Source organism: Azospirillum soli, from assembly GCF_017876165.1.
In the GTDB taxonomy this organism is placed as follows: Bacteria; Pseudomonadota; Alphaproteobacteria; order Azospirillales; family Azospirillaceae; genus Azospirillum; species Azospirillum soli.
In genome coordinates, this window is record NZ_JAGINQ010000001.1 from 1 (window position 1) to 26,152 (window position 26,152).

A 26,152-nucleotide genomic window follows, 5' to 3' on the forward strand; every position below is an offset into this window, starting at 1 on the left:
CCGATCAGCGCGTGGATGGTGCCGCGGCGGACCTGGAGGTTCACCTCCTTCACCGCGATGAAGCCCTTGAACTCCTTCGAGAGTCCACGCGCTTCCAGGATCGTGTGGTCCATGGTCGTGATCCTATTTTAATACTCCCGGGCGGGCCGATCCGGCGCCGACGATGGCGTGTTGGAGGCGCTGATCGTCGCGCGCCGAAGGGGCAGCCGCCTCGGGAGGCAGCATCCGGTTGCCCGATCGCCATGCACCGGGCTCGTGCGTTGCCGGCGCCCGCGCAGAGGGAGGGTGGAAGGGGAGCGCGTCCGCTCCCCAGCCATCACTTCACGAGAGGGCAGCCGCTGTCCTTCGGATCGATGTACGCTTGGTCGCCCGGAATGGTCTTGAGGATCTTGAAATAATCCCAAGCCGCCTTCGAATCGCCAGGCGCTTTCACCTGCGCTAGATACATATCGTCGAAGACGCGACCATTCTCGGCGATTTTCGCGTTTTTCATCATCATGTCAACGACGGGTATGCCGCGCATCTTGACTGCCACCTTGTCGGCATCGTCAGTGCCGACATCTTGCACGGCTTTCAAATAATGTTTGACAGCCGAGTACACGCCCGCTTGGTTCATTGACGGCTTGCGCCCGGTTCGTTCTTCGAACTTCTTCGACCAGGCGCGGGTTTCGTCATTCATGTCCCAGTAGAAGGAGTTCGCCAGCATCAGACCCCGCGCGATATCGAGACCCAGCGCGTGGATGTCGTTGATGTTCAGGAGCAGGCCCGCCATGGTCTGCCCACCCTGAGGAAGGCCGAACTCGGCGGCCTGCTTGACAGCGTTGATGGTGTCACCACCCGCGTTGGCGAAAGCCACCACCTCCGCGCCCGACGCCTGCGCCTGCAGCAGGAAGGATGAAAAGTCGGAGGCGCCCAACGGATGGCGCACGCTGCCCTTGATGGTGCCGCCGAGCTGCTTGACGGTGTTGGCGGCTTCGGCTTCCAACGAATGGCCGAAGGCATAGTCGGCGGTGATGAAATACCAGCTCTTCTTGCCCTGCTCAACCAGCGCGCGCGCGGTGGCGGCGGCCACAGCGTGATTGTCCCAGGTCCAGTGGAAGCCGTACGGGCTGCACTCCTTGCCCGTCAGATCGGTCGAACCTGGACCGGACATCAGGAAGATGCGCTTCTTGTCCCGCGTGATGCCCTGGACGGCCAGCGCGGCCGCCGAGTTCGGCACGTCGGCGACGACGTCGACCTTTTCGGTGTCGATCCACTGGCGCGCCAGGTTGGCCGCGATGTCCGCCTTGTTCTGGTGGTCGCCGACGATGATCTCGACCTTGGTGCCGTTGATGGCGTTGCCGAACTCCTCGGCGGCCATCCGCGCGGCGACCGCGGAGCCCTCGCCGTTGATGTCGGCGTAGATGCCGGACCGGTCAGACAGCATGCCGATCTTGATGACGTTGTCCGACATCTGCGCCTGGGCCGTGCCGGATGCCAGGGCGGCGTAGGCGGCGCTGGCGAGAAGGATGTTGCGCATGTTTCACTCCCTACAGTGGCTATTTTTGATGGTTGGGAACGCCGCTTCCAGCGCCGCTGCAGCCAGCGAGGCGCCTCGGCCTGACGCCGATTGCAGGATCAATGAGTTGTGTATCCACCGTCCACGGGGATAGCGGCGCCGGTGATCGATGCGGCGGCATCGGAGCATAGGAAGGCGATGGTGGCCGCTACCTCGTCAGGAGGCACCAGCCGACCGGTCGGCATCTTGTCGAGGAACACCGCCTTGAGCACCCGCTCCTCCGGCAAGCCGGTAACCTGCGCCTGCTGAGCGATCTGCTTCTCGATGATGGGGGTCAACACCGTGCCGGGGCACACCGCGTTGCAAGTGATGCCGTGCTCGGCGACCTCGATCGCCACGGCCTTGGTCAGACCGATGACGCCGTGCTTGGCGGCGACGTAGGCCGGCTTGTGCGGGGCTCCCACCATTCCGAGGACCGACGCCGTGTTGACGATGCGCCCCCAGCGCCGCTCCCGCATCGCGGGGAGCGCCGCCTTGATGGTATGAAAGGCGGCGCTGAGGTTGACCGCGAGCACCAGGTCCCACTTGTCCTCGGGGAACTCGTGCAACGCCGCCACGTGCTGCACCCCGGCGTTGTTCACCACGATGTCGATCGGGCCCAACACGTCGGCCGCCTCCGCCATCATGGCGCGAGCTTCGTCCGGCCGGCTCAGGTCGGCCCCCGAATAGACGATCGTCGTGCCGCTCTGCGCCGCGATCTCGGCGCACAGCCGGTCGATTTCCGCGCGGTCGCCGAAGCCGTTGAGCATCACATGACAGCCACGGCTGGCGAGTTCGCGGGCGGTCGCCAGACCGATGCCGGTGGTGGAACCGGTGACGACGGCGTTTCTGTTTCGCATCTCTCTTCCCTTCAAAACTCTTGTCATGTCGGGCGGCGTGCGGCTCAGAACGCCACCTGGTCGGCGCCCTTGAGGCCGAGCCTGGCGCGCGCCTCGGCGGGGGTGGCGACCTCAAGCGACAACTCCTCAAGGATCCGGCGGATCTTCGCGACCTGCTCCGCGCTGTTCTGCGCCAGCCGGCCCTTGCTGAGATACAGGCTGTCCTCAAGCCCGACCCGGACGTTGCCCCCCATGACGGCGGCCATGGTCGTGAACGGTATCTGGTGACGGCCGGCCGCCAGCACCGACCATTCGTAATCGTTCCCGAACAGACGGTCGGCGGTCTCGCGCATGAAGACGAGGTTCCGCTGCTCCGCGCCGATGCCTCCGAGGATGCCGAAGATCGTCTGGACGAAGAAGGGTGGCTTCACCAGCCCCCGATCGACGAAGTGCGCAAGGTTGTACAGGTGTCCGACGTCGTAGCACTCGAATTCGAAGCGTGTGCCGCAGCCCTCGCCCAGATGCTCGAGAATGTACGCGATGTCACGGAAGGTGTTGCGGAAGATGAAGTCGTCCGTGCTGCGCAGATAAGGCTCTTCCCAATCGTGCTTCCAGTTCTTGTAACGCTCGGCCAGAGGGAAAATGCCGAAGTTCATCGAGCCCATGTTGAGGGAGCACATCTCCGGCTGGGCCTGAAGAGGCGCGGCAAGGCGTTCCTGCACCGTCATGTTGAGCGAACCGCCGGTGGTGATGTTGAGCACCGCGTCGGTGGACTGCTTGAGGCGCGGCAGGAACTGCATGAACACCGCCGGATCCGGCGTCGGTTGCCCGGTTTGGGGATCGCGGGCGTGCAGATGCAGAATAGCCGCTCCGGCGTCGGCGGCGCCGACCCCCTGCTCGACGATCTCATCCGGCGTCACCGGCAACGCGTCCGACATAGTCGGGGTGTGGATCGAACCCGTCAGCGCGCAGCTGATGATGACCTTCTTCTGTGATGCGGCCATGGGAAGCTTTCCTATGTGTGTCCGGCCGAAGGGCCGCGAAAGAGTGAAAATCCAGCGCCGTCGTGGCGTTCGCGCCATCACTCGCGCTCATGGCTATCCAACCGTTGGAGGTGGGTCGCCAAGCGGGTGTGGACCTCGGCCTGCTGCGCCTCCGTCCAGGTTCGGAAGCCGGCTCCGGATTTCATGCCGAGCCGCCCGGACGCAACGAGTTCGCGCAGCAAGGGCAACGGTCCGGGCGTGCGATCGAGGTCCTGCAGGACGTGCTCGTGCACCGCGAGGGTCAAGTCGGTACCGACAAGGTCGGCGTTTTCCAGCGGCCCCAAAACGGCAAGGCGCCGGCCGAAGCTGGCCTTGACCACGGCGTCGACCGTTTCGGCGTCGCACACGCCGTTCTGGACGAGGGCGATCGCTTCGCGCCAGAGCGCATGCTGCAGACGATTGCCGATGAAGCCGGGGACGTCCTTGCGGACATGCACCGGCATCTTGCCAATCGAGGTCAGCAGATCGATCATCGCGGTGATCGCCGCATCGTCGGTGTCGGCGGTCTGGATGACCTCGACGAGCGGGATCTGATAGGGTGGGTTCCACCAGTGGGTGCCCATGGCGCGGCTTTTGTCCCGAAGCGGCTCCATGATCCGGGTGATCGGGATCACCGACGTGTTGCTCGCCAGAAGCGCATGGGGCGGCGCCGCGGCCTCGATCGCCACTAAAATCCGCTGCTTGAGGCCCAGGTCCTCAGGGACCGCTTCGATGACGACGTCCGCGTGCCCGACGGCGTCCTCGAGGGTGTCGCAGGGCCGAATCCGATCCGCAGCGGTGCCATCCAGTCCCAGCTCTTGGAGATTGCGGCGAACAAGATCGACGATTTTGGCCCGGCGGTCGGGATCGGGCTCCTGGATGTCGACGCGGTGACCAGCGACGGCGAAGGCCTGCGCGATTCCGTGCCCCATAAGCCCGGCACCAACGATTCCGATATGCTGGTGTGTCATGCCTTGTGTTTTCCCCCTTTGCCTGAACGGATGCCGCCACGAGGAGCCGTCGTTGCCGCGCCACCGCACCGAAGGCCGTCCCGCCGATTGTTCGCGGCGCCCGCGTTTTTGAGCGTTAAAAAGCAAAGAGCGTGCCAGTAGCAAAGATATAGATATTACAAAGGCTTAATCTGATTGGGCAGATGGGCGGCGAGAGGATGGTTTGCGATTCCGGACATCGCATCACGACGTATGGCGCACCGCCCAGCGAATCAGCGCTTTACCGTGTGCCAATTTTTGACACACAGTGTTCAGAATATTGACAAGGCACGAGGCGATAGGAGGCGGGCTATGCCCACGGGACGGGACGAGCACTTTGCCGCGGCGCGCGCGCTGATGGTGATGATCGACGAAATGATCGATGGCGCCATTTTGGTTGACAAGGATGCGCGCATCGTTTGGTCCAATGATAAGCACGTCTGGTTCGATGACAAGCGGATGGCGTTGCTGGGAATCCGGTCGTTGGCCGACGTGGTGGGGGAGCCCGTCGAACGTCTCATCCCGCACAGCCAGATGCGCGAAGTGGTGGAAACCGGCCGCTCTATGCCGCTGGACATCATGCGCTATGGGGAGCACACGTTGCTGGTCAGTCGCCTGCCCCTGCGGGATGAGCGGGGAGAGATCATTGGCGCCATCGCCTTCGCCCTGAAAAACAGCCTCACGTATCTCCGGCCCATCGCTGACCGTTTCAATAAATTGCAGTCGCGTCTCGCACGCATGGAGCAAGAGCTCGCCGCTAGCCGGGCGTCGAAATACACGGTCGAGAACCTGATCGGCTTCAGCCCGGCGATGCTCCAGGTGAAACGGCTGGTGCACAAGGCGGGCCAGATCAATTCGGCGGTGCTGCTGTTGGGGGAGACAGGGACCGGCAAGGAACTGGTGGCGCACGCGATTCACGCGGCCTCGGATCGGGTCGATCGCCCCTTTGTTGGCCTCAACGTTGCGGCCATTCCCGAAAATCTACTGGAGGCAGAGTTCTTTGGCGTCGCGCCGGGCGCATACACCGGCGCCAGCCGCCAGCCGCGCCCCGGAAAGTTTCAGCTCGCACACGGCGGCACGCTGTTCCTTGACGAAATCGGCGACATGCCGCTGCCGCTTCAGGCCAAACTGCTGCGCGTGTTGCAGGAGCGCGAGGTCGAGCCGCTCGGGTCCAATCAGGTCATCAAGGTCGACGTCCGCGTCATCGCGGCGACCAGCCGGCCTCTGCCGGACATGGTGCGGAGCGGCGCGTTTCGATCGGACCTTTACTACCGCCTCAACGTCTTCCCGATTCAACTGCCGGCGCTCCGCGAGCGTAAGGAGGATCTGGAGATCCTCGCTTCCCGGTTTTCGGAACGGATGGCCGTAAGCCTCGATCAGCCGATGCGCGATCTCACACCCTCCGCGCAGGATGTGCTGCGCGGGTACGATTGGCCTGGCAACGTTCGTGAACTGGCCAACGTCATCGAGCAGGTCTATGTTCGCACCGAAGGGGAGCGCATTCTGGCTGAGGACTTCGCGGACGTCCTTCCGAGGGCCGCCGTCGATCGCCCCGCTTCGCCGACCAGAAAGCGTCCGCTTGCCGAAGCCATGGATGAGCTGGAGCGATCACTCATCCTGGCCGCGCTCGAGGAGGCGAAGGGCAACAAGCTCGAAGCCGCACGCAGCCTTGGCCTGTCGCGTACCAACCTTTATGCGAAATTGCGCAAACATGGCATCACCTCAGAATCGGAAGGGTGATCCGAGCATCCACTTTGTCGAATTGCGACATCCGACGCGGTGGTATGCTCGGGTTTGAGGCCGGTGAAAGTCAGGCCGGCATGGCTGGGCGAGTCAACGCATGCGTTGCAATGCACATCCGAATTCTGGGTGCGCGTGCTTGTCGCCATTTGAATGACCGGTTCTGGCGCACCTCTGCCTGTGGGCCGGCACCTCCACCGATCCTCAATGGTTCCATCTGATGGTAGTGGACTCTGCCTCGCCAATCCGGAGAGGCACATGTTCACCAGGAGACCAAGGATGAGCCAACATACTCCGGTTGGTCGGGTCCCGTGGAACAAAGGCCGTCTGATCGGACCGAAACCTCCACTCAAGCCGAAGCATGTCTGGGGAATCCGCATTCGCCTTCAACTGGCGGACGCGACACGCGACCTCGCGATGTTCGATCTGGCCATCGACAGCAAGCTGCGTGGGTGCGATCTCGCCCGTCTCAAGATCGGCGATGTCGCCCTGAACGGCTCGGTGCGCTCCCGCGCGACCGTGGTGCAGCAGAAGACGGGTCATCCGGTCCAGTTCGAGATCACCGAGCAGACCCGGGAGTCGGTCGGCCGATGGGTTCGGCTGAGGAGCGGCCGCAGCACCGATTACCTGTTCCCGAGCCGTGTGCGGCCGGATCGACCGATCTCGACGCGTCAATATGCCCGGCTGGTCGATCGCTGGGTCGGTGAGATCGATCTCGACCCAGCGACCTACGGGACGCATTCCATGCGCCGAACGAAGGCGACCCTGATCTACCGGCGAACCGGCAATCTGCGCGCTATCCAGCTCCTGCTCGGTCACACCAAGCTGGAGAGCACGGTCCGCTATCTGGGGATTGAGCTCGCGGATGCTCTGGCACTGGCCGAACAGGCCGAAATTTGAAGAGCAATGGGGGAGGCCCCCCTCGGTAATTAGGGCACTTCCCGGCTCAGCTCGTCGGACGTGCGGGGTGGCACGGAGCTGGTCCTGGTGAAGGATGACCCCGAAGTGCGGGCTGCCACCATTGCGCTTGTGCGGTCGCTCGGCTACGGGACCATCGACGCGGGCAAACGCCGAGGCGGCCCTTGCGCTGCTGGACAGCGGGGCCAAGGTGGACCTGCTCTTCACCGACGTGGTGATGCCAGGTACGATCAACACCCGCGACGTCGCCCGCCAGGATCAGGACTTCTGCCCGGGGCTGCACATCCCCGACGGGCTGATGCCTCGGCCGGCCGCCCGGCACACGGTCCTGCTGGTCGAGGACGATGCCTTGGTTCGGCTTACGACGGTTGAAATGCTTAAGGAGCTTGGTCACGAGGTGATGAAAGCCGATGACGCAGCCGGAGCCCTCGCCATCCTGGAGGCGGAAAAGATCACCGTGCTGGTCACTGACGTCGGACTGCCGGGAATGTCGGGAAGCGCTTTGTCCACGCTTTGGCCACGGAAGCCGATCGTCGTGCGCCTGGAATCGCGGTGGTGATGGCGATGGGATACGCGAGCTTCTTTCATCCGGGGGCCGCTACACTGTCCAAGCCTTACAACAAGGACGGGCTTGCCCGCGCCATCGCTGAGGCGGTTACGCAGGCGCAGGCATCCACGGCCAAGAGTGATGGGACCGGCAGCCCTGCAGTCCACTGCCCCCCGGATAGTTCAGCCAGGTTCCGGCGCAGACACTGTTGGCGAATTGCGGGTCAGGCGAAGCGGGGTTGGAGAGCGGCGAAGGCCGAGATCCTCGTCTTGGCCAGCGGACGCTCGGTGATCCAGGCGTCGAGCCGCACAAGGTTGAGGGCGGCCACGGTGAGGATGTGCTGGAGGCGCGTCTTGGAGACGCCGATGCAGCGGCAGACCCGCAGGCCGGTAAGCCGTAGTCCCTGTGTCAGCGTGTTTTCCACCCCGGCACGCCGGTCATAGCGCCGCTTCCACGCCTCCGTGCTCTGCTGGCGGCGCACCTCCTGCAGAACCTCATGCTACTCGCGCGGGCGCACCGTTATCATGCGCCGGCCGACCACAGCCGAGCGCTTGCACAGGGCTTTGCTGGGGCAGGCTCCGCAGTCCTCGCGGGCAAAGGAGATATTGAAGCGGGCATTGCCCCATGCATCCCGGCCCACCGTCCAGCTCACGCTCGTCTGCCCCTGCGGGCAGGTCGCCGTGCGCGTCTCCCAGTCGAGCCGGAAAGCGGCGGTGTCATAGCCCCGCGCGGCCTTGGCCTGCCATCTGGTGTCGGGCCGCATCGGCCCAAGCAGCTCAATCCCAAGCTCGGCTTGGCTGGCGATCATCAGGCCGGCATCGACATAGCCGGAATCCACGATGTGGGTGGCCGGGAGCAGCCCGTTGACCGCGAGCGCACGGTGGATCGACGCAGTCACTTGCAAGTCCTGCACCGGCGCTGGGTAAGCGTCCGCCGAGCTACGCGGCGTCGGCGTTTCCGATGCCGTCAGCGGCCTTGACCCAGTTCCAGGGCCGCAGTTTGTCAATGCGACTGATCTTGTGATCGGCGATCCGGGCGATCACATCGCGCAGGTACGCCTCGGGATCGAGCCCATTGAGCTTGGCCGTCTCGATGAGCGTGTACATCGCCGCAACTCGTTCACCCCCGACGTCGGCGCCGGCGAACAGCCAGTTCTTCCGCCCCAGCGCGACAGCCCGCAGCGCCCGTTCGGCGGCGTTGTTGTCGATCTCCAGGCGGCCATCCTCCAGGTAACGGGTCAGCGCTGTCCAGCGGTTGAGCAGGTAGCGCATCGCCTTGGCGGTGTCCGACTTGCCGTCGATCCGCCCCAGTGTTTCCTCCAGCCACGCCTTCAACGCGGCCATTTTCGGGGCGGCCTCGGCCTGACGCACGCGCCGGCGCTCGTCGGCATCCCAGCCGACGATCCTGGCCTCCACCGCATACAGCTCGCCGATCCGCCGCAGCGCCTCGGCCGCGATCGGTGCTTTGCCCTTGGCCGAGACCTCCACGTCGTGGAACTTGCGGCGGCCATGGGCCATGCAGGCCACCTCAATGATCCGAGCCCGCCCGTCGGGTCCCGGTTCGTACAGGCCGTTGAACCCGGCGTAGCCGTCGGCCTGCAGCGCCCCCTGGAAATCCTTCAGATGGCCGCACGGATGCTCGCCGCCGCGCCCGGGGCTGTAGCGGTACAGCGCCGCCGGAGGCGACGGCCCGTTCCAGGGGCGATCATCGCGCAGATGGACCCACAGGTAGCCGGTCTTGGTCCGCCCGGCCCCTGGGCTCAACACCGGGACCGGCGTGTCGTCGGCGTGCAACTTGGCGGAGCCGGTGACGCTGGTCGCGATCGCCTGGATCAGGGGGCGCAGCAGCCGGACCGCGTGGCCGACCTGATCGGCCAGGGTGGAGCGGCTCAACTCCAGGCCCAGGCGGGCGCAGATCTCCGCCTGACGGTACAGCGGCAGATGATCGTCGAACCTGCTCACCAGCAGGTGGGCCAACAGCCCCGGCCCGAACAGGCCGCGTTCGATCGGCAGCGCCGCCGGCGCCTGGGTGATCGCCTCGCAGCGTCGGCACGAGAACTTCGGGCGGACATGCTCGACCACCTTGAAGTGCGCCGGCACGTACTCCAGCTGCCGGGCGCGGTCCTCGCCCAGCCGGCGCAGCGTTCCGCCGCACTGCGCGCAGGTGCAGGTGCCGCCGGCGGGCTCATGCACCCGTTCCTCGCGCGGCAGATGGTCGGGCGGCAGCGTGCGCTTGGGCCGGCGCTTGGTGTCGGCGTCCGCCGGCGGCGCGGCGGCCTCCGCGACGGTGGCGGCCTGCTCGCCTTCGGCGGCTGCCAAGTCCTCCAGCGCCAGTTCCGGCTGGGCGATGGTCCGGCCCAGCTTTTCCGAGGACTGGCCGAACTGCATGCGGCGCAGCCGGGCGAGCTGACGCTTCAGCGTCTCGATTTCCAGCGCCTTGCTCTTGATGCTCTCCAGCGCCGCCCCGAGCGCCGCGTCCTTGGCGCGCAACGCCGCCTCCCAGGCGTGCAGCCGGGCCGCCTGCTCGGCGGCGAGCTGACGCAGCGCCGCGTTGTCGGCTAGAAGCTGGGCGGGATCGGGAGCCATGGCGCGATCTTACCAGGATACCGGGGATCCCGACGACCGGCCCGAGGGCGGCTGAGTCACCGTGTCGCGCCCGGTCGGCTCCGGGTCAGCCGGCCAAAGGGCGCGATGGCGACGTCTCTTGCGGGGCGGACGACAGATCGGCGGCGATCCGTACGGGCACGAAGCTCACCGGTGCTTCGGGTGAGCGAGCTGCGTCCTGCTCCTCGAACTGCCGGCGCCAGCGATACAGCAGGCTGACGTTGAGGCCGTGCCGACGGGCCACCTCGGAGGCCACCACACCGGGTAGGAACGCTTCCGCCACCAGCCGCGCCTTGTCCTCGACACTGTAGGCGCGGCGCTTCTCCGACCCGGTGATCACCTCGACGCGCTGGTAAGTCATAAGCATAGCCATGGGGCTGGACATAGGGCCAAGCCGCGAAAACCCGCGGCGTCACCACTCAGCCCGCTTCGTCAACTCCCCGCAAGGCGGTCATCGGCGGACGGTAACGGCGCTGGCGAGGTCGCGACGTTGATGATGAGGTGCGGCAGTCCGTCTCATCGCAGGTCTCGGTCAGGTGCACCTTGTAGCCAGTCCAAGTAGCGTTGCGCTTGTTGCCGCGATGGGCGTCGCGATCGTAGGGGCTGTCCAAACGCACACTGGGCGGCGGCAAATTGCCGGCCTTGCGCTACGTCACGGTGTCGTCCTGGCAGTAAAATTGCGGGACCAAAGCGATGCGCAGGATCTCGATCGGCGCGAGATCGCGCAGCCCGGTCGGAGCAGTCGGGGCGTAGATCGCCGCCAGCAGCTGGTGGCCATCAGCGCCGATGACCTGCGCGAAGGCGCGGACCTGGGTCGCGCTGTGCGGCAGCCGGTCATCGTCGACGCGCCGTCCATAGCGCTCGAACCAAGTGGCATCGATCAGCCCGGCCAGCCAGTCCGGAGCGACACGAACCACACTGTTCAGGGCGGCGCGCAATGTTTTGCCAATGTTGTCCAAGTAGCGCAGGTTGCGGATAGCCGCAAGCACGTGGGTGGAGTCCGTGCGCCGCTGCCCGCGCGCTTTGATCAGATCGAGCGCGCTGAAGCGCTCCAGCATGGTCTCGAGCAGCTGGTGCTCCAAACCGCCGGCGATCAGTCAAGCACGGAACTCAATCAGGACCGAGAAGTCGAAGCCGGGATCGCCCAGCTCCAGGTCCAAGGCATACTTCCAATCGATGCGGCTGCGCACCGCATCGGCGGCTTGGCGGTCCACCATCCCCTCGACGAACTGCATGACCGAGACCAAGGCCAAACGCCAGGGGGCTTCGGCCGGCTGCCTGCGTCGGGGATACAGAGCGGCGAACTGGTCATCCTGGTGGATGGTCCCCAGCTCGTCGCGCATGCGCATGAACAGAGTGCCCATGGGAAAGGCCGCGCGGCGGCGGCGCGCTCAGTGGGCGCCCTGGCGGATCAGGTGGGCGTAGCCCGCGCGCATCATCCAGTGCGCCCGCGCCAGATGCGCGGCGTGCGCGCGGCGGGCGCGCCCGGGCTCCTGGGCGGGGTCGATGCGCAGCACGAGGCGCGCCACCTCGTCCGGATCGGCGCCGTCGGCCTCGGCGTCAAGCAGCCGCAGGTAGGTGACGAGATGCATCCGGTCGTAGTCGGTCAGCGTGTCCGACAGGGGCGGCGCGTCGTCCACCGGCGGTTCGAGCAGAGGCATCGTCATCGGTTCCCGTTCTCCCCTTCGGCTTGGACGGCCGACCGGCCGGCGGCGGCCAGACTACCAGAGTATGCAGACGAAATCCCACCGGCCGCGCACGCCCGCCGAGGCCCTGATGATATCCCATAAATGTCCCAAACGGCGGCGCTGCCAACCGCGCGGACGGCAAGGGCGCTTCGAACTTTCGGGCTATCCGGGCGCGGGGTGGCGGAAGCCGGCGCCTCGGCGCGCTGGCTTCCGCAAGGCCCTCAGTCCGCCGCCGGGGCTTCCGGCTGCAGCGCGTGCAGGAAGTCGGCGGCGCGCTGGGCGTGGGCGGCGGCGCGGACGATCATGCGCGTGTCGTGGCGCAGCACCTCCAGCCAGGAGGCGATGTAGGCGGCGTGGTCCTCGCGCACCTCCGGGGTGATGCCGAGGCCGGCGCACAGGAAGGCGCTGCCGAGTTCCGCCACCAGTTCCTCCAGGGCGTAGCCGGCGTCGCCCCATCGCTGCCGCCCGAGGTCGCGGTCGAGGCGCGCCGGGTGGCGGGTCCAGTGCACCAACTCGTGGGCCAGCGTGGCGGCGTGGCTTTCGGCGTCGCGGAACGTCTCAAAGGGCGGCATCTGGACGTAGTCGCCGCCCAGCGCGTAGAAGGCCCGTGAGCCGCCGCTGCGGATGTCCGCCCCGGTCGCGGCGAAGAAGCGCTCCGCCGCCGCGAGGCGCGGCATGGGATCGCTGGGCTCCGGGGCTGTAGCCTGGAAGCGACCGGGCAGGCCGTCCACCTGCTCGGCGTTGAACACCGTGTAGCCCTTGAGAAAGTGAACCTCGCGCTCCTCCTCGCCGTCCCCCTCCTCCGGCTTGGTGATGGTTCCGGCGTAGACGACCAGCGCGCCGTGCTCGCCCCGCCGCACCTGCCCGCCCAGAGCCTGGGCCTGCCGGTAGGTGAGCCAGAACGGCGAGGCGTGGCCGCGCTCCACCGCCGTCAGCCACAGCAGGACGGTGTTGATGCCCCGGTACGGCTGCCCGCAGGCCCGCAGCGGCCGGACGATGCGGCCGGCGGCGTTCCCGGCGCTCCACGGGCGCATCCAGGGGCGCACGCCCTTTTCCAGGTCGGCCAGAATGCGGTTGGTGACGCGGGTGTAGACGTCGGCGCGGGCCGGTGCGGTGGTGTCCATGACGGTGTCTCCTTTCAGGCTGCCGTGCAGCGCGTTTCGCTGCTGCACGGTTGCCCGTCGGCGAGACCGGGGTACGGGGGAGGGCCTGCCGGCGGGCGGAGCCGGGCTGCGCGGCCCGTGAGGCCGGGCGGCCCTGCTCCGCCGTAGGCGGCGGGTCCGGCGGGGCGTAGGGGCAGGTGCCCCTCGCCTCCCCGCTCCGGCGGCGCCGGAGGCGCCGATCCATGATCCCGCGCCAGGGATCGTCACGCGCATGCGCCGAGACGCGGCCCGCCGCGGCTCGGTGGCGCAGCCATAGAGCCCGGTCCGCCGCGACCAGCGGCGGAGGCGCCCATCGTTGCCAGGCCGGGCCGCCACCGCTTCCTTGATCCGCGTCCACGTCGTCGCGATGCGGATTGCGGCGCAACTTTGCCGCATGCGCGAACGGTGGGCTGGTTGCCGTCGTGGTTTGCCCAAAGGCCCGGAAGGCCGAGCTGGAACTCCGGCCGTGCCCGTTCGCCGTTCCCTCGATACCGATGGAGTGTTGCACGCTCCGCCACAGCGGACAGCAAAACCAAAGCGCCGACCCGAGCCGTTTTTGCCTTGACGAAGAGTTGTGATTGGCCGAACTTTATCACCTCATTTGATCAAGCCCTCGCAACCAACACTCGTATTTCGCGTATATTCCAATCAGGGACACCGTTCGCCAATGCCCGGCTTCCAGACGGTCTCGGCCACTTTCCTCATCGCCACGCCCTTGTTTCTCGGCGGCGCACGGCAGGAGGCCGAAGGCTTTCGCCTCGCCAGCCTCAAAGGAGCCCTGCGCTTCTGGTGGCGGGCGCTGGAGTATCCGAAGCTGTTCGCCGAAACGCGATCGCGAAACGCTGCGCTGGCGGCGTTGCGCCGCCGGGAGATATCCCTGTTCGGCAGCACCGGCGCCCAGGGGAGCGCGCTGATGCGTCTGGAGCCACGGCGCACCCCCCTGCCCCGGCTGGAGCGCGATGCGGTGTTGCGCGGTGCCGACAACCGCGTGGCGGGGCCAGGGGCGCGGTATCTCGGCTACGGGCTGATGGGGGCCTTCGGCGAGACCATGGGCAAGCTCTCCCGCTCCTGTCTGCTGCCGGGGCCGTGCGTCCGGGTGCACATCGCGTTCAAGCCGGGCGCGCCGGACGCCGACACCGCGTCGTTCCTCCGCGCCCTGCGGCTGTTCGGGCTGGTGGGCGGGCTCGGCAGCCGGGCGCGGCGTGGCTGGGGCAGTCTGGCGCTGGTGGAACTGACCGGCGGCGGGACGCCCTGGCAGCCGCCGCGCACCGAGGAGGAGTACCGGTCGCAACTGCTTGCTTTGCTGGGCGACCTGTCCGGCGGGGAGGCCGAACCGCCCTTCACCGCCTTCGGGCCGAAGGTGCGCATCGACCTTCTGGTGTCCGCTCCCGACGGGCTGACCGCTCTCAACCGCATGGGCGAGGCGATGCAGCGCTACCGCGCCTGGGGGCACAAGGGCATGGTCAACGGCGTGCCCAGCGAGAAGAACTTCGTGGACGATCACGACTGGTCGAAAGAGCCCTTCGGTCCCCGCTACCGCAGCTTCGTCCCGCAGCGGGCCGTGTTCGGGCTCCCGCAGAACTACGGCAAGGGTTCCGGCGTGGCACCGGCGGTGCCGGGCATGGACCGCCGCGCCAGTCCGCTCATCCTGCACGTCCATCCCCTGGGTGCGGATCACCACATTGCCGTCTCGCTGCTGCTTCCCGCGCAATTCCTTCCGGGCGAGCACGACGAGGTGACCGTCACCCATCGCGGCCGTTCCGACACCCGGCGTGCCCGGATCGACTGGAGCGTCCTGGACCGCTTCCTCGACGGCCCGGCGGACCCCGCCCGCCGCCGGGAGGGTGGAGCGTATTTCCCGCAGCGCGCCCCCGTGCTGCCCGACCGCCGCTGAGGTGCCGCGATGGACCGCACTCTTCACGTCACCATCGGCCCTGTACAGGACTTCATCCGCCAAGCGCGCCGCACCCGCGACCTGTGGGCTGGGTCGTTCCTTCTGTCCTGGCTGTCCGGCGTCGCCATGAGGGCCGTCACCAACCGGCGCGGAAGCATCGTCTTTCCGCTGGTGGACCAGGACCCGCTTTACAACGCGTTGCGCAAGCAGGATGTCGCCGGGCAAGGCGTCTGGCCGGTGGTTGGCTCGCTGCCCAACCGGTTCAAGGCGACGTTGCCCGAAAGCGCCTCCGCCCGCGAGGCCATGGAGGACGTTCGCGGCGCCTGGGGCAAGCTGGCCGGCGCGGTGTGGGACGTCTTCCTGCGGGACATCGCCGCCCCCGGCACCGCCGAGATCTGGCAACGCCAGATCAACGGCTTCTGGCAGATCGCCTGGGCCTTCGAGGACGGGACGGCGGAGAGCGACGTCCTCGCCCGCCGGAAACTGTGGCGCACCGGCGCCCTTCCCGACGACGAGGGCGGAGACCACTGCACCATCATGGGCGACTGGCAGGAACTGTCCGGCTTCGTCCGCGCCAGGGGAGAGGCAAAGGCGCAGGACGATTTCTGGGACCGGGTGCGCAAGCGGGTGAACGAGGTGGTCTACGGCAAAGAGGACAAGGTGGCCGGTGCGCTCGAACTGCGGCGCAGCGAGCGGCTGTGCGCCGTCGCCCTGGTGAAGCGGCTGTTCCCCTTGTTGCCGCTGAAAGAACTCGAACAGGCCATAGGCTGGGTGCCGGGCGCCTCCTGCGAGGCCCCGGAGGACGAACGGGAAGTCCGGCGGCGGCTGCGCAAGTACCCGTCCACGGCCTATCTGGCGGCGGTCCCGTGGCTCGCCAACGCCTGGACGAGCGATCCCGATGCCTGCCGGGCCTACCTGGGATCGGTGCGCCGGCACTGGCATGACACGCCCATCGAACGCGACCTGCCGGGAGAGAAGAGCGTCACCCGCGCCGAACACCGGACCCGCATCGCGGGGCTTGCCGCGTCCGGGACCTTCGGCGAGTTGGACGGCACGCTGTTCTTCGCCGACACCATCGCCCGCCGGCGCTCCGAGATGCGCCTCGACCTGCTCGGCGCCGACGCCGCGCAGCGCAGGGAGACCGTCGAGGCCGACCGCAGGGCCGTCGAACCGTTGGTCGCGTCCCTGCGCGCGCTTCAGGCCGCCACCGCTCCCACCGGCGGACGGCGGCAGGAGAAAATGCGCGAGGCATCCCCCTTCTACGCGCTGCTCCTCATGGACGGCGACCGGATGGGCGAGCGCGTCAGGGAGGATCCCGAAGGCGTCAGCGCCGCGCTGAGCGATTTCACCAGGCAGGCGGAGACCATCGTCCGCGAGAAGGACGGCCTGCTGATTTACGCGGGCGGCGACGACGTGCTGGCCCTGCTGCCGATTCACACGGCGCTCGCCACGGCGGACAGCCTGTCGCGCGCCTTCCGCGATTCCTTTGCCGGCACCGCTACCTTGTCCGCCAGTCTCGTGTTCGCCCATTACTCCAGCCCACTGGGCGCGGTTCTGGACAAGGCCCACAAGGCTCTGGAACGGACCGCGAAGGAGGAGAACAGGCGCGACAGCCTCGCCATCGTGGTGATGAAGCGGGGTGGCCCCGTGGCGGAATGGGTTTCCGCGTGGGATTTCGTACCCGGCGGCGAAGCCGGTTCCGCAGCCGTCTCGGCCCTCCAAAGCCTGACCGTCGCCTTTGCCGGGGAGGACGAGCGCTCCTCCGCGTTCCTGTACAGCATTGCTGAACGTTACGGCGATCTGCTGAACCAGTTCACCCCGGACGAGCTGGATGCCGATCTCGTCAATCTCCTGCTGGCGGAGCGCTTGAAGGGACGGGACTTGGCCTCCATCGCCGATGACAAGGAACGCGACCGGGTCCGCGGCGACGCGCGACGGGAGATGGAGGAACTGGCGGCCGTCTGCCGCCCGCGCCGTGGCGGGGCGGACGAGCGCCATTTCGACCTCGACGGGACGCTGGTCGTGAAATTCCTCGCCGACAACGGCGGCTGGTTCGCGGGAGAACGGTCGTGACCGCAACGCGCCTCTTCGTCCTGTCCCCGACGGACACGCTGTTCTTCCGCGACGGCCGTCCCTACAACCAAGGTGACGAGGGATTGGCGCACGCCCGCAGCCTGTTCCCACCGCACCCGTCCACCCTCACCGGCGCGTTGCGCGCCGCCTTGGCGCTGGGCCGTGGATGGAATGGCGGCAGCCCCTGGAGCGGCGATCTGACCGCCGATCTGGGCGACGGGCCGGACATGACCGGCGGAACGCTGCGCTTCGGCGCGCCGCTGCTGCTGCGCATGGGGAACGGCGGTTGGGAGCCGCTGTACCCCGCGCCGCGGGCTCTGGTTGGAACGGACGCCTTCGCCCTGCTGCGCCCCGGCCGTCCACTGGACTGCGACCTCGGCGACGGGGTGCGCCTGCCCGAAGACCCCGCCGGCCTGCGCCGCAAACCGGTGGAGGATCTGTGGCTGACCTCGGCCGGTCTGGCGCTCGCGCTCGACGACCGGGCGGCGGAACTGGACGCGAGCCACATGGTGCGGAGCGACGCGCTGTGGACGGCGGAGCCGCGCGTCGGGCTGGCGCTGGACAAGGCGAGCCGCACCGCCCGGCACGGCCAGCTCTACGCCCCCGTCCACGTCCGCCTCGCCGATCGCGTGGCCTTGGCGCAGCCGGTCGAGGGATTGCCGGAGGGATGGAAACCGACCCGGCTGGTTCCCTTGGGCGGCGAGCACCGCACCGCCATGGTGGACCTTCTGGCGGAGCCGCCCGTTCCGCCCCGCGCCACGGCTTTCAAGCCGGCCGGTGACGGAACCCGCCGGTGCGTGATGCTGGTCCTCCTGTCGCCCGCCCGCGTCGGCGAAGGCTGGCTGCGCCCCGGAGCGCTGCGGGACGACGGCTGGGCGGGCGCCGAAATCGTCTCCGCCTGCCTGGGCGACCCGGTGCCCATCGGCGGTTGGGACAGCCGGCCCGGTGAAACGCGGGGAGTGCGGGGGCCGCGGCCCTTGCGCGCCTTCCTGCCGGCCAGCAGCACGTGGTTCCTGCATGCGCCCGAGGGCTGGTCCCCGCCCCGGCCCTGGCTTGGCGATCCGACGGACGCCCGGCACGGCTTCGGCCGTTTCGCGCTGGGCACCTTCACCGACATTCACACCGATACCGGCGCCGATCCCCAAGGAGTCGTTTGATGAAAGCCGCCCTTCTCGGCCTGCTTGCCGAATCCCATGTCCACCCCGGCGTCGGCCAGAGCAACGAAACGGTCGATCTGCCGGTCGCGCGCGAACGCACCACCAGCTATCCCTTCGTGCCGGGAAGCTCCTGCAAGGGCGCCCTGCGCGAGGTGGTGGAACAGCGCCTCCCCGCCGATGCCGAGCGCTGGTTCGGCAAGCAGGACAACGCCGGGCAGGTGATGGTGTCGGACGCGCGGCTGCTGCTTCTGCCGGTGCGCAGCCTGACGGGGGCCTACCGCTGGCTGACCTGCCCGCACATCGTGGAGCGGCTGGTCCGCGACCGCCGCCGGGCCGGGCTGACCGTGCCCGAGGCGCCGTTCGACTTCACCGCCCTGGACGGCCAGGGCGAGTCCCGGGTCCTGTCCGCCGGCGCCGGCCGCCTGTTCCTGGAGGAGCGCAGCTTCACCCCCGCCGGCCCGCTCCCCCCCGGACTGGCGGAACTGCTCGGCGGGTTGATCGGTGACGAGCAGGCCCGCGCCCGGCTTGCCGGCCAGCTCGCGGTCGTCAGCGATGAGGAGTTCGGCTGGTTCGCCCGCTACGCCCTGTCGGTGCAGGCCCGCAACTGCCTCAATGAGCAGAAGACCTCCACCAATCTCTGGTACGAGGAGACCCTGCCGCCCGACACCGTCATGTACGTGGTGCTGAACGACCGCCACAAGGCCGACGGCGGCGAGGCCGGCGGCAGCGCGGCGGTGGCGGAACTCCTCCGGCGGCATCCCTACCTGCAACTCGGCGGGAACGAGACGGTCGGCCAGGGCTGGTTCCTGGTCCGCCCACTCATCGCCGGCGAAGAGGAGGGCTGAGCCATGTCCACCCTTCCCCAGCGCCGCGCCAAGGCCGCGCTTGCCGCCATTCGCGACTATGCCGAGAAGGCGCCGGAACCGGAACGGCTGGCCTACGCCGGCTACGTCAAGTCGCTGCCGGCGGCCATCGTCATGAACGGCCTGGGCCAAGCGCTGGCGACCGAATTGGCGCAGGGCGGCAAGGACAGCGCCAAGGGCCAGGGCGGCAAGGCCCCCAACGCCCACCGGCAGTTGTACCTGCACCTGGAGGACTGGCTGTGCGGCCCCGACGCCGACGCCCCCTTCCGGGGCCGGCGCGAGGGCCGGCCGAAGGACGAGCCCGTGCTGATGCTGGCGCTGTGCGACGCCGACCAGCACGGGTTCCTGCTCGCCCAGGCCGAAGCCATGGCCTACATCCAGTGGCTGAAGAAGTTCGCCAACGCCTTTCTCACGGAAGGGAACGGCGCATGACGGCCCCGCTCTATCGCGGTGCGATGGAGGAGGCCGCGCGCGCCTTCCAGCCGAAGCCAAGCCCGTCCGGCCCCGTTTGGGGCGGCAACGCCGGGCTTTGGTTCGACAAGTTCTGCGACCGCTGGCAGGCGGATTTCGGCGGGCTGGACGGCGACGACGCCAAGCGCCAGTGGATCGAAAGCCTCATCCGCCCGCGCGGCCGCGACGGCCTTCCCGACGCGAACAAGCCTCCGGTGAAGGCCGGCGATCCGGCGCTGCTGGCCGAGCACGCGCGCCGCCGCCGCTCCCTGGTGGAGGCGCGCGGCGGCCGCGTGCTGGAGATGCGCCTGACGGCGCGCTTCGCCTCCGGCCTCGGCCGCCGCCACCCGGTCGAAAACGGGTTCGCGTTTCACCACAGCCTGGGCGTGCCGTTTCTGGCCGGGAGCGGCGTCAAGGGCCTGACCAGAGCCTGGGCCGAAATCGCCGCCCCGGAATCGGTGAAGACCATCTTCGGGCCGCGCCCCGGCGATGGCGCGCTGGAGGTGGGCGACATCATCCTGCTGGACGCCCTGCCGGTGGAGCCGGTTTCCCTGGTGGCGGACGTGGTCACGCCGCACACCGGCCGCTGGAACCTCGCCGACCCCGCCGTCCCGTCCTCCCTGGAGCCGCCGGCGGACTGGCACTCCCCGAAGCCCATTCCCTTCCTGGCGTTGGAAGCCGGTGCCGTCTTCCAGTTCGCCGTTCTCCCGCGCCGCCTCTTGGCGCCGCTGGACGACGCCGCCCGCTGGGTGAGCGAAGCGCTGGAGTGGCTGGGCGCCGGGGCCAAGACCGCCACCGGCTTCGGGCGCTTCCAACCGCGCGACGCCGCCTTGCCCGAGGACCCCGTTTCCCCCTTCGGCATCCCGTCCGCCGCGCCACGCGGACGCGGCGCGTCTCAGCCTCCCCCACCCCCTCGGCGCGGCATGGTCGATGGCGAGCCCGTGGAGATCCTGCGCCGCGAAGGCGGCCTGCTTGTGGTCCGCTTCCTGGAGACGGGCGACATCGAGACGGTCGGCCCGGATCAAGTGACCTGACCCTCCCTTCCAGAACCGGAGTCCGTGATGACCGAATGGTCGCTTCCAAAGGTGCTGACGGCCTTGCACAATCATGTCGAGCACCGCTTGACCTCCGCCCGGCTCACGCTCGGCCATCCGGGCACGAAGGGCGCGGCCAGCGAGAACGTCTGGCTTACGCTGCTGAAGGACCACCTGCCGCACCGCTATCAGGCGGCCAACGCCTTCGTGGTGGACAGCCGGGGCTCCTTCAGCGACCAGATCGACATCGTTGTCTTCGACCGGCAATACACCCCCTTCGTCTTCAATTTCGAGGGCCAGCCGATCATTCCTGCGGAGGCCGTGTACGCGGTGTTCGAGGCCAAGCAGTCGATGAACGCCGCCGAGATCGCCTACGCGCACGGCAAGCTGGCGAGCGTCCGGCGGCTGCACCGCACCAGCCTGCCGATCCCGTCCGCCAGCGGCCTTCAGCCACCCAAGCCCCTGCATCATATCCTCGGCGGCCTGCTGACGCTGGAGTCCGATTGGTCTCCACCCTTCGGAGGCGCCTTCTCGAAGGCGCTCGGCGGCGCGAAGAGTGACGACGAGCGCCTGGACCTCTGCTGTGTGGCCGCGCATGGGCTGTATGGCCGCGATGCTGCGGGATGGACCGATCTCGCGCCGGGCGGCAAACCGGCGACGGCTTTCCTGTTCGAACTGATAGCCCGGTTGCAGCAATGCGCCACTGTGCCGATGATCGACGTCCGCGCCTACGCCACGTGGCTGAACACCGGGCAGCCGGCCTGATTGTCGTTGTCGTTCAACGGGGTGCGACCTACCCTGTCTTCCCGAGCCGAAATGCTCGGGCCTCATTGAAGCCGCAGCGCGTCGGTGACGCCGTCCCCCATGGCCTTGACGTCTTCCCGAGCGGAAGTCTCCGGCGCTGCCGAGGACAAATGGTGCCCGCAGGAGGGCGCCACGGTTCTCTCGCTCCTGCACCGGCTCGACGCCGCCGGCATGGAAACACCCGACCTCTACATTGTGACGCCGTTCGTGATCGTCGCCGACAACCTGCGGCGGATGCTCACCGACAGGGGCGCGTGGCCCCGGCGCTGGGGCGACGATCCGGCCGCGTGGGCTCGGGAGCGCGGGGACGTGCACACGGTGCAGGGGCGCGAGGCCGAGGCGGTCATCTTCGTGCTCGGGGCTCCGGGTCCTCAGCAGGATGGCGCCCGCAGGTGGGCCGGAGGGCGCCCGAACTTGCTCAACGTCGCGGTGACGCGCGCCAAGGAAGTGGTCTACGTGGTCGGCAACCGCCGTCTTTGGAAAGTCGCCGGGGTGTTCCAGGAACTGGACGCCCGACTGCCGTGACGGCCAAGCCAAGCGGCCATGCGATGCCGGCGGTGGAACGTGCGCCGTGGTGATGACGCGGCGGCGGCTTCATCGCCACGGCCACTGGATGTGGGTGGTGATCCTGGTGCCGAACAGCGTCTCCTTCCATTCCTTGTCGCGCTTCTCAACCGCCTCGTTCAGCGCTTGCCCGCACAGAGACAGATGCGTCCGCCACGCTTTGGGCAACCCCTCCCAAACCTCGTCGAGCCGCCGGGGTGCCCAAGCGTAGACGCGCCGGTCAGCACAGCACAGGAAGAGCCGGTGCCGGCCGAACGCCCGGTCAACGTCGCGCTCGTCCAGGAACTCGTCGAGCCAGTGACGGGCTTGGAGGTTCCGCCGGTAGTTGCCTTTGGCGCGCGCGTGGACCTCGGCCAGCCAGCCAAGTGCCGGCGGCTCGGCCAGCGTGGTTCGCCACAAGCTCTCGGCCGCGTCGGTGACGTCCAGCAAGCCGGCAAACCAGAGCCCCCGCGCGATCTCCCCAGCCAAGGGCGCTGCCAAATCGCGGCGAATCCGGTCGATCAACCATGCCTGCCGGCCGTGGTCGATGACGGCGGTTGCTATCCGGCCGAGATCCTGATCGGTGCGAGCCAGATCGCACGCAAGGTGGCGCAGTTGATCCACGGGCTCCGAATCCGGTGCCTCGAAAGGCATCTGCGAGAACTCATCGCTCCGAAACGATGAGCGTTCATAAAGCCGCCGCATGACCTTCCACATGGCCATGCCTTCGGCCGGCCGGTGGCGAAGCAGCGCCCGGCAGATGTCGTTGTAGGGAAATTCGTCAAAGAACAGGGATCGCCGCGACGCTCCGCTTCCAGTGAGCAGGGGCTGGACCCAAGCCACCACCTGATCGCCCCGGCGCTCCACCAAGCGGTCTATGGCACAATTCAGAATGAAGTAATGCCGAGGGATCGTCCGCGATGCGGGCGGCTGGAAGAGGTCAACATGTATGCGTTTTTCCACATAGCCGGCGAACGCGTCGAGATCCTCCTCCGTCGCGCCTTCTCGAATGGCGAGGAAGCCCCAAGCTTCGGGATCAACACGCGAGCGGATGTCCGCGGCCGGCATGATCGCCGCCGCTTCGATGAGCGCCAGCGATCCGTTGATGACTTCTTCCCGGTCCATACCCTCCGTGCAGCGCCATGATGTACCCGCGAGTGCCCGGCTCAGTTCAGGATCCCGCGCATTGTGCACAACCTCCAAGGCGAGCTTGCGCACCCCCTGGTCCTCATGCTCCAGCAGCGGCACTAGCGCAGGATAGCCGGGGGGCAGCGCGTCGAGGCGGATGTGGAGCAGATACCACAACCATCCGCACAATCGGGCCGGCGGCGCGTCGGGCTGCAACTCCTCGGCAACGGTGGCAAAATCCTCGGACGTCGGCTCCGCAAGGATGGCTGCGTGCTTGGCGTCGAAATCCGGCCCGTCCGGCTGTTGCGAGAAAAAGGCGATCTGTTCGGCCGCGGTCCGCCCCGCCAACGCCGCCAAGTGGAACTCGATGAGCGTGCCATCACCGCCGCGCAGTTCATCAACCGACCGAACCGGAAGGGACGACACAACCGCGCGTTCATCCTCTCCCAGCAGGAACACATGCGACGGTGTCCGGAACGCCAGCCGGTCCAAGGATTCGGCCGGACGCTCGGCTGCTCCCGCAAAGATCCTGCGATATAGGTTTCCCAACGCATTGGGCGCCCACCGCGCCAAGGCAGCCTCGGCACGTCCAAGGGCCGCGTCGTCGCTGGTGTTGCCCATGACGCGCCAGAGACGGCCAGCGTCGGTTGCGTCGGCCAAGCCGCCCAGGAATTTCGCGTCTTCCTCCGACAAACGACACACGGGATCGACCGCGTACCCATTCAGGTCACCAGCTTTCGAAAGGGGCGCTTCCTCACCCTGCAGCATGTTTTGGGTGGTTGGCCGGGTCCAAGTCAGCAAACCGTCGGCACCCCTCACGACAGCCGGTTCAGCGCCCCTCCATGTTCGAACCCTCTCCCGCGCCAGGGATTCCGCTTGGCGGGCGGCGTCTGGTGCGGCGAACGCCGCTAGCAACCGGCGGGCAGCGTCGTCCGCTACGTTGTTGGACAAGGCAAGCAGCCGCTCCGCCTGTTGTCGAACACACTCTTGCAGTGCCCGGCCGTCCTCCGGTTCGTTCTCGTCGCGATGCGGATAGCGCAATATCCAGGCAACCTGCTCTCCCTGAACATCCCCGCCCATGATCGCCCGGCTCACGGCCCAGGCTGTCAGTGCCGGCACAACCCGCGCTCGCGGCATGTAGGACAGGATGCCGAGCACACGGCAGGCAAGCCAGGGGGTGTCCCCGCCGATCTCCGCGCGGATAGGGATCTCGGGATTGAGCGCCCCGGCAACGCTGTCCCAAGAGGCGCGCCGCTCCCGCGTCCGGACGATCCGTTCCGCGGCCCCCTCCATCTCGGGGTCGTAATTGATGACCATTCCCTCGACCGGGTCGCCCCAGTGGGTGCCGAGCCACACGGCGCACCACGCCAGGATTCGGGCTCCGATGTTGTCGGGCCAACGATCGGCCGCGTTCGCGAATCCCTTGATCAGGACCTCGTCCGTATGGTGCCCCGTGTGCCGGTGCAGCCACGTTTCCTCGGCCAAGGCGGTAAACAGGGCAAGGTCCTGAGGGATCAGCCGCCAGAAAGCATCGAAGTCGACCCCACGGAAGTTCTGCCGGTCCAGCCACGCGCGGAGAAGCGTGGCGCCGAGTGCTGCCGAGCTTTCGCCGTCGATGAGCGCGATGGTGACGGCGGCGCGCAGCAGATCGACCGCCAAATCCTGTTCGCGCAACGGGTCGAGGAATGCGGCGAGTTCGTCGGCGATGCCCCCTTCCGGCATCTCTCTCAGCCGTTCGACCAAGGCCATGCCAAGAGCGTAGGGCGCCAGAGCCGTGTTCAGGCGAAAGCGGTCGGCGCGACCTTCTACCGGCACCATCCAGCGGCCATCGACGATCTCGCTGACCGTGCTGTACAGCGCCTCCGGTCCATCACCACTGCTCGCCCCCAACTCCTCGGTCAGCTCCCGGCGGGTCAAAGGCAGGGTGATTTCGGCCGTGTCGCCAAGCCGGCCGTGCAGGCGCCGTCCCAGGGCGGCGATGAACTCGTGAAAGGCCGCGTCGTTCACCCTCAGGTGTCCCTCACGCTGGCTCAGCCGGTCCTTCCAGTCCTCGTAGGCGAGCCGCTCGCGCGTGATGTCGCCGCTCTCGGACAGCGCCGCACGGTGGCGGATGGCGAGGTTGCAAAGGCGCGGCACCTTCAGCAAGGGCAGCAGCCCCGGCACGAAGTCGGCGCGCGACAGACCGTGCTGCTGAAGGACGGAGTCGAGTTCCGCGTCGTCGAAGGGATCGACAGCCTGGATGAGCGGCGCCGGCTTGACGCTGGCCAACCTATTCAACCCGCGACGCCAGTGATCGGGGCGGCAGGTCATGATCACGGCGGCTCTGCCGCGCCAAGGGTCTTCCGCCAGTTGGGCCAGGATGTTGCCCCAGTCCCGAAAGGTCCAGTGCTCGTTCAGACCGTCGAACACCAGCAGGAAGCGGGGCTCCGCCGCCGGAGTCTTCAGCCAGAGCCGCACCCGCCGGCGCCAGAATTCCTCGTCGCGCAATCTGGTCCGCCGTGCGAGCAGGCGCGCCACCAGACCTTCCACGTCGGTATTGGTCACATCGCGCGCCGGAATCACCAGACACAGCGGCAGGTTGCTCCCGTCCGGACCGGCGCGCTCGTGCCACCACCCCAGCGGCGCCCAGGACTTCCCGACGCCCTCGTCACCGAGAAGCGCAAGCGGCGATGCATGTGACGCCCACCATCGGTCCAGAACCTCCATGAGGCGCGGTCGGGCGCCCCGGCGTGCCTCGTCATCGAGAAGGTTGACCAGCCCATGCAGGCGGGAGAGCGCATAGTTCCGGCGGCTGAAGGTCTCGCGCAGCCAGTCGGCCATGCACCGCCGCGCGGAGCCCCATCCCATGTCGGGCGCGGTCAGACGGTCGAGCAGGTCCTTCGCGGCCGCCGGAAACCCGGGGTGTTCCCCCAGCCAATCCAGGCAGGACTTTACGGCGGCTGCCTTCTCCGCATCGATGCGCGTGAGCACGGCCTCCGGCGCCAGCGCGCACAACACGGCCAGCGGCGGCAGCATGGTCGCCGACTTCGGCCAGTCGATGACCACGACGCCAATCCCCTGCTCCACTCCAAGCCGAACCAGTTCCCTTTCGTCGTCGAGGCTGATCTCCCGCGTCGCCCCGAAGACGATCAGGTCGAGGTCCGGCCGCTGGTCCACGGCGTCCACCAGCTTCGCCTTCATC

At 67.9% G+C, this 26,152-nt stretch carries 22 protein-coding genes and 2 pseudogenes; 11 read left to right on the plus strand and 13 right to left on the minus strand.

The features are described from left to right. The 5 genes and pseudogenes from J2852_RS31335 to J2852_RS00020 form a co-directional block, all read right to left on the minus strand. Positions 1-113 (minus strand): annotated as a pseudogene (locus J2852_RS31335) (ABC transporter ATP-binding protein); the annotation flags it as partial. A gap of 203 nt (positions 114-316) precedes the next feature. Beyond that, complete coding sequence (locus J2852_RS00005; RefSeq protein WP_209869057.1) at positions 317-1,519, minus strand: ABC transporter substrate-binding protein; 1,203 nt, start codon at positions 1,517-1,519, stop codon at positions 317-319. 98 nt (positions 1,520-1,617) lie between these two features. Then, positions 1,618-2,397: a 3-hydroxybutyrate dehydrogenase gene (locus J2852_RS00010; protein WP_209869060.1), complete on the minus strand. Its 780-nt coding sequence runs from the start codon at positions 2,395-2,397 to the stop codon at positions 1,618-1,620. A gap of 44 nt (positions 2,398-2,441) precedes the next feature. Continuing rightward, a complete protein-coding gene (gene kce, locus J2852_RS00015; protein ID WP_209869063.1) occupies positions 2,442-3,380 on the minus strand; it encodes a 3,5-dioxohexanoate:acetyl-CoA acetone transferase in 939 nt (312 codons plus the stop codon). A gap of 77 nt (positions 3,381-3,457) precedes the next feature. After that, positions 3,458-4,369, minus strand: coding sequence for a 3-hydroxyacyl-CoA dehydrogenase family protein (locus J2852_RS00020; protein ID WP_209869065.1), 912 nt, complete (start codon positions 4,367-4,369; stop codon positions 3,458-3,460). Between the two features lie 330 nt (positions 4,370-4,699). Here J2852_RS00020 and J2852_RS00025 point away from each other — a divergent pair, with 330 nt between their 5' ends. The 3 genes from J2852_RS00025 (at position 4,700) to J2852_RS00035 (ending at position 7,604) form a co-directional block, all read left to right on the plus strand. Then, the gene (locus J2852_RS00025; protein ID WP_209869068.1) at positions 4,700-6,127 is read left to right on the plus strand and encodes a sigma-54 interaction domain-containing protein; all 1,428 of its coding nucleotides are present in this window, start codon (positions 4,700-4,702) and stop codon (positions 6,125-6,127) included. A gap of 279 nt (positions 6,128-6,406) precedes the next feature. Next, positions 6,407-7,027, plus strand: coding sequence for a tyrosine-type recombinase/integrase (locus tag J2852_RS00030; RefSeq protein WP_209869071.1), 621 nt, complete (start codon positions 6,407-6,409; stop codon positions 7,025-7,027). A gap of 208 nt (positions 7,028-7,235) precedes the next feature. Next, complete coding sequence (locus tag J2852_RS00035; protein WP_209869074.1) at positions 7,236-7,604, plus strand: response regulator; 369 nt, start codon at positions 7,236-7,238, stop codon at positions 7,602-7,604. A gap of 211 nt (positions 7,605-7,815) precedes the next feature. Here J2852_RS00035 and J2852_RS31340 read toward each other — a convergent pair. From J2852_RS31340 to J2852_RS00075, 7 genes and pseudogenes are all read right to left on the minus strand, one after another. After that, positions 7,816-8,400, minus strand: a pseudogene (locus tag J2852_RS31340) (transposase). Between the two features lie 130 nt (positions 8,401-8,530). Further along, the gene (gene tnpC / locus J2852_RS00050; RefSeq protein ID WP_209869082.1) at positions 8,531-10,177 is read right to left on the minus strand and encodes an IS66 family transposase; all 1,647 of its coding nucleotides are present in this window, start codon (positions 10,175-10,177) and stop codon (positions 8,531-8,533) included. 85 nt (positions 10,178-10,262) lie between these two features. Beyond that, positions 10,263-10,568, minus strand: a complete 306-nt coding sequence (gene tnpA, locus J2852_RS00055; protein ID WP_209869084.1) for an IS66-like element accessory protein TnpA — start codon at positions 10,566-10,568, stop codon at positions 10,263-10,265. Positions 10,569-10,842: 274 nt separating this feature from the next. Then, positions 10,843-11,277 (minus strand): hypothetical protein, encoded by a 435-nt coding sequence (locus J2852_RS00060; RefSeq protein ID WP_209869087.1) that lies wholly within the window; start codon positions 11,275-11,277, stop codon positions 10,843-10,845. 15 nt (positions 11,278-11,292) lie between these two features. Next, positions 11,293-11,559 carry a transposase gene (locus J2852_RS00065; protein WP_209869089.1) on the minus strand — a complete coding sequence of 89 codons (267 nt, stop codon included), beginning with the start codon at positions 11,557-11,559 and terminating at the stop codon, positions 11,293-11,295. A 27-nt stretch (positions 11,560-11,586) separates the two neighbouring features. Then, on the minus strand, positions 11,587-11,862 hold the full coding sequence (locus J2852_RS00070; protein ID WP_209869091.1) for a DNA -binding domain-containing protein: 276 nt from the start codon (positions 11,860-11,862) through the stop codon (positions 11,587-11,589). 242 nt (positions 11,863-12,104) lie between these two features. Beyond that, positions 12,105-13,007, minus strand: coding sequence for an ArdC family protein (locus J2852_RS00075; RefSeq protein WP_209869094.1), 903 nt, complete (start codon positions 13,005-13,007; stop codon positions 12,105-12,107). Between the two features lie 685 nt (positions 13,008-13,692). On the opposite strand from J2852_RS00075, the gene cmr1 reads away from it, so the two are divergent. The 8 genes from cmr1 (at position 13,693) to J2852_RS00115 (ending at position 21,825) form a co-directional block, all read left to right on the plus strand. Further along, positions 13,693-14,919, plus strand: coding sequence for a type III-B CRISPR module RAMP protein Cmr1 (cmr1, locus tag J2852_RS00080; RefSeq protein ID WP_209869096.1), 1,227 nt, complete (start codon positions 13,693-13,695; stop codon positions 14,917-14,919). 9 nt (positions 14,920-14,928) lie between these two features. After that, the gene (cas10, locus tag J2852_RS00085) at positions 14,929-16,992 is read left to right on the plus strand and encodes a type III-B CRISPR-associated protein Cas10/Cmr2 (RefSeq protein WP_209869099.1); all 2,064 of its coding nucleotides are present in this window, start codon (positions 14,929-14,931) and stop codon (positions 16,990-16,992) included. Then, complete coding sequence (locus tag J2852_RS00090) at positions 16,989-18,149, plus strand: type III-B CRISPR module-associated Cmr3 family protein (RefSeq protein ID WP_209869102.1); 1,161 nt, start codon at positions 16,989-16,991, stop codon at positions 18,147-18,149. The genes cas10 and J2852_RS00090 overlap by 4 nt, the downstream gene beginning before the upstream one ends. After that, positions 18,149-18,994: a type III-B CRISPR module RAMP protein Cmr4 gene (gene cmr4, locus J2852_RS00095; RefSeq protein WP_209869104.1), complete on the plus strand. Its 846-nt coding sequence runs from the start codon at positions 18,149-18,151 to the stop codon at positions 18,992-18,994. Before J2852_RS00090 ends, cmr4 begins: the two co-directional genes overlap by 1 nt. A 3-nt stretch (positions 18,995-18,997) precedes the next feature. After that, positions 18,998-19,444, plus strand: a complete 447-nt coding sequence (cmr5, locus tag J2852_RS00100; RefSeq protein WP_209869107.1) for a type III-B CRISPR module-associated protein Cmr5 — start codon at positions 18,998-19,000, stop codon at positions 19,442-19,444. Continuing rightward, positions 19,441-20,496 carry a type III-B CRISPR module RAMP protein Cmr6 gene (gene cmr6, locus J2852_RS00105; protein ID WP_209869110.1) on the plus strand — a complete coding sequence of 352 codons (1,056 nt, stop codon included), beginning with the start codon at positions 19,441-19,443 and terminating at the stop codon, positions 20,494-20,496. The genes cmr5 and cmr6 overlap by 4 nt, the downstream gene beginning before the upstream one ends. Before the next feature lie 27 nt (positions 20,497-20,523). Continuing rightward, positions 20,524-21,261: a DUF6602 domain-containing protein gene (locus J2852_RS00110; protein WP_209869113.1), complete on the plus strand. Its 738-nt coding sequence runs from the start codon at positions 20,524-20,526 to the stop codon at positions 21,259-21,261. 105 nt (positions 21,262-21,366) lie between these two features. Then, the gene (locus J2852_RS00115; RefSeq protein ID WP_209869116.1) at positions 21,367-21,825 is read left to right on the plus strand and encodes an AAA domain-containing protein; all 459 of its coding nucleotides are present in this window, start codon (positions 21,367-21,369) and stop codon (positions 21,823-21,825) included. Between the two features lie 69 nt (positions 21,826-21,894). Here the strand turns inward: J2852_RS00115 and J2852_RS00120 are convergent, their stop codons facing one another. Beyond that, entirely contained in the window at positions 21,895-26,151 is a 4,257-nt protein-coding gene (locus J2852_RS00120; RefSeq protein ID WP_246499226.1) for a hypothetical protein, read from the minus strand. Position 26,152: the final 1 nt, after the last annotated feature.

Bases quoted from the DNA above. Each gene is read 5' to 3' on its own strand.
- J2852_RS00005 (WP_209869057.1), bottom strand. From the start codon at position 1,519: ATGCGCAACATCCTTCTCGCCAGCGCCGCCTACGCCGCCCTGGCATCC.
- J2852_RS00010 (WP_209869060.1), bottom strand. From the start codon at position 2,397: ATGCGAAACAGAAACGCCGTCGTCACCGGTTCCACCACCGGCATCGGT.
- kce (WP_209869063.1), bottom strand. From the start codon at position 3,380: ATGGCCGCATCACAGAAGAAGGTCATCATCAGCTGCGCGCTGACGGGT.
- J2852_RS00020 (WP_209869065.1), bottom strand. From the start codon at position 4,369: ATGACACACCAGCATATCGGAATCGTTGGTGCCGGGCTTATGGGGCAC.
- J2852_RS00025 (WP_209869068.1), top strand. From the start codon at position 4,700: ATGCCCACGGGACGGGACGAGCACTTTGCCGCGGCGCGCGCGCTGATG.
- J2852_RS00030 (WP_209869071.1), top strand. From the start codon at position 6,407: ATGAGCCAACATACTCCGGTTGGTCGGGTCCCGTGGAACAAAGGCCGT.
- tnpC (WP_209869082.1), bottom strand. From the start codon at position 10,177: ATGGCTCCCGATCCCGCCCAGCTTCTAGCCGACAACGCGGCGCTGCGT.
- tnpA (WP_209869084.1), bottom strand. From the start codon at position 10,568: ATGGCTATGCTTATGACTTACCAGCGCGTCGAGGTGATCACCGGGTCG.
- J2852_RS00065 (WP_209869089.1), bottom strand. From the start codon at position 11,559: ATGGGCACTCTGTTCATGCGCATGCGCGACGAGCTGGGGACCATCCAC.
- J2852_RS00070 (WP_209869091.1), bottom strand. From the start codon at position 11,862: ATGACGATGCCTCTGCTCGAACCGCCGGTGGACGACGCGCCGCCCCTG.
- J2852_RS00075 (WP_209869094.1), bottom strand. From the start codon at position 13,007: ATGGACACCACCGCACCGGCCCGCGCCGACGTCTACACCCGCGTCACC.
- cmr1 (WP_209869096.1), top strand. From the start codon at position 13,693: ATGCCCGGCTTCCAGACGGTCTCGGCCACTTTCCTCATCGCCACGCCC.
- cas10 (WP_209869099.1), top strand. From the start codon at position 14,929: ATGGACCGCACTCTTCACGTCACCATCGGCCCTGTACAGGACTTCATC.
- cmr4 (WP_209869104.1), top strand. From the start codon at position 18,149: ATGAAAGCCGCCCTTCTCGGCCTGCTTGCCGAATCCCATGTCCACCCC.
- cmr5 (WP_209869107.1), top strand. From the start codon at position 18,998: ATGTCCACCCTTCCCCAGCGCCGCGCCAAGGCCGCGCTTGCCGCCATT.
- cmr6 (WP_209869110.1), top strand. From the start codon at position 19,441: ATGACGGCCCCGCTCTATCGCGGTGCGATGGAGGAGGCCGCGCGCGCC.
- J2852_RS00110 (WP_209869113.1), top strand. From the start codon at position 20,524: ATGACCGAATGGTCGCTTCCAAAGGTGCTGACGGCCTTGCACAATCAT.
- J2852_RS00120 (WP_246499226.1), bottom strand. From the start codon at position 26,151: ATGAAGGCGAAGCTGGTGGACGCCGTGGACCAGCGGCCGGACCTCGAC.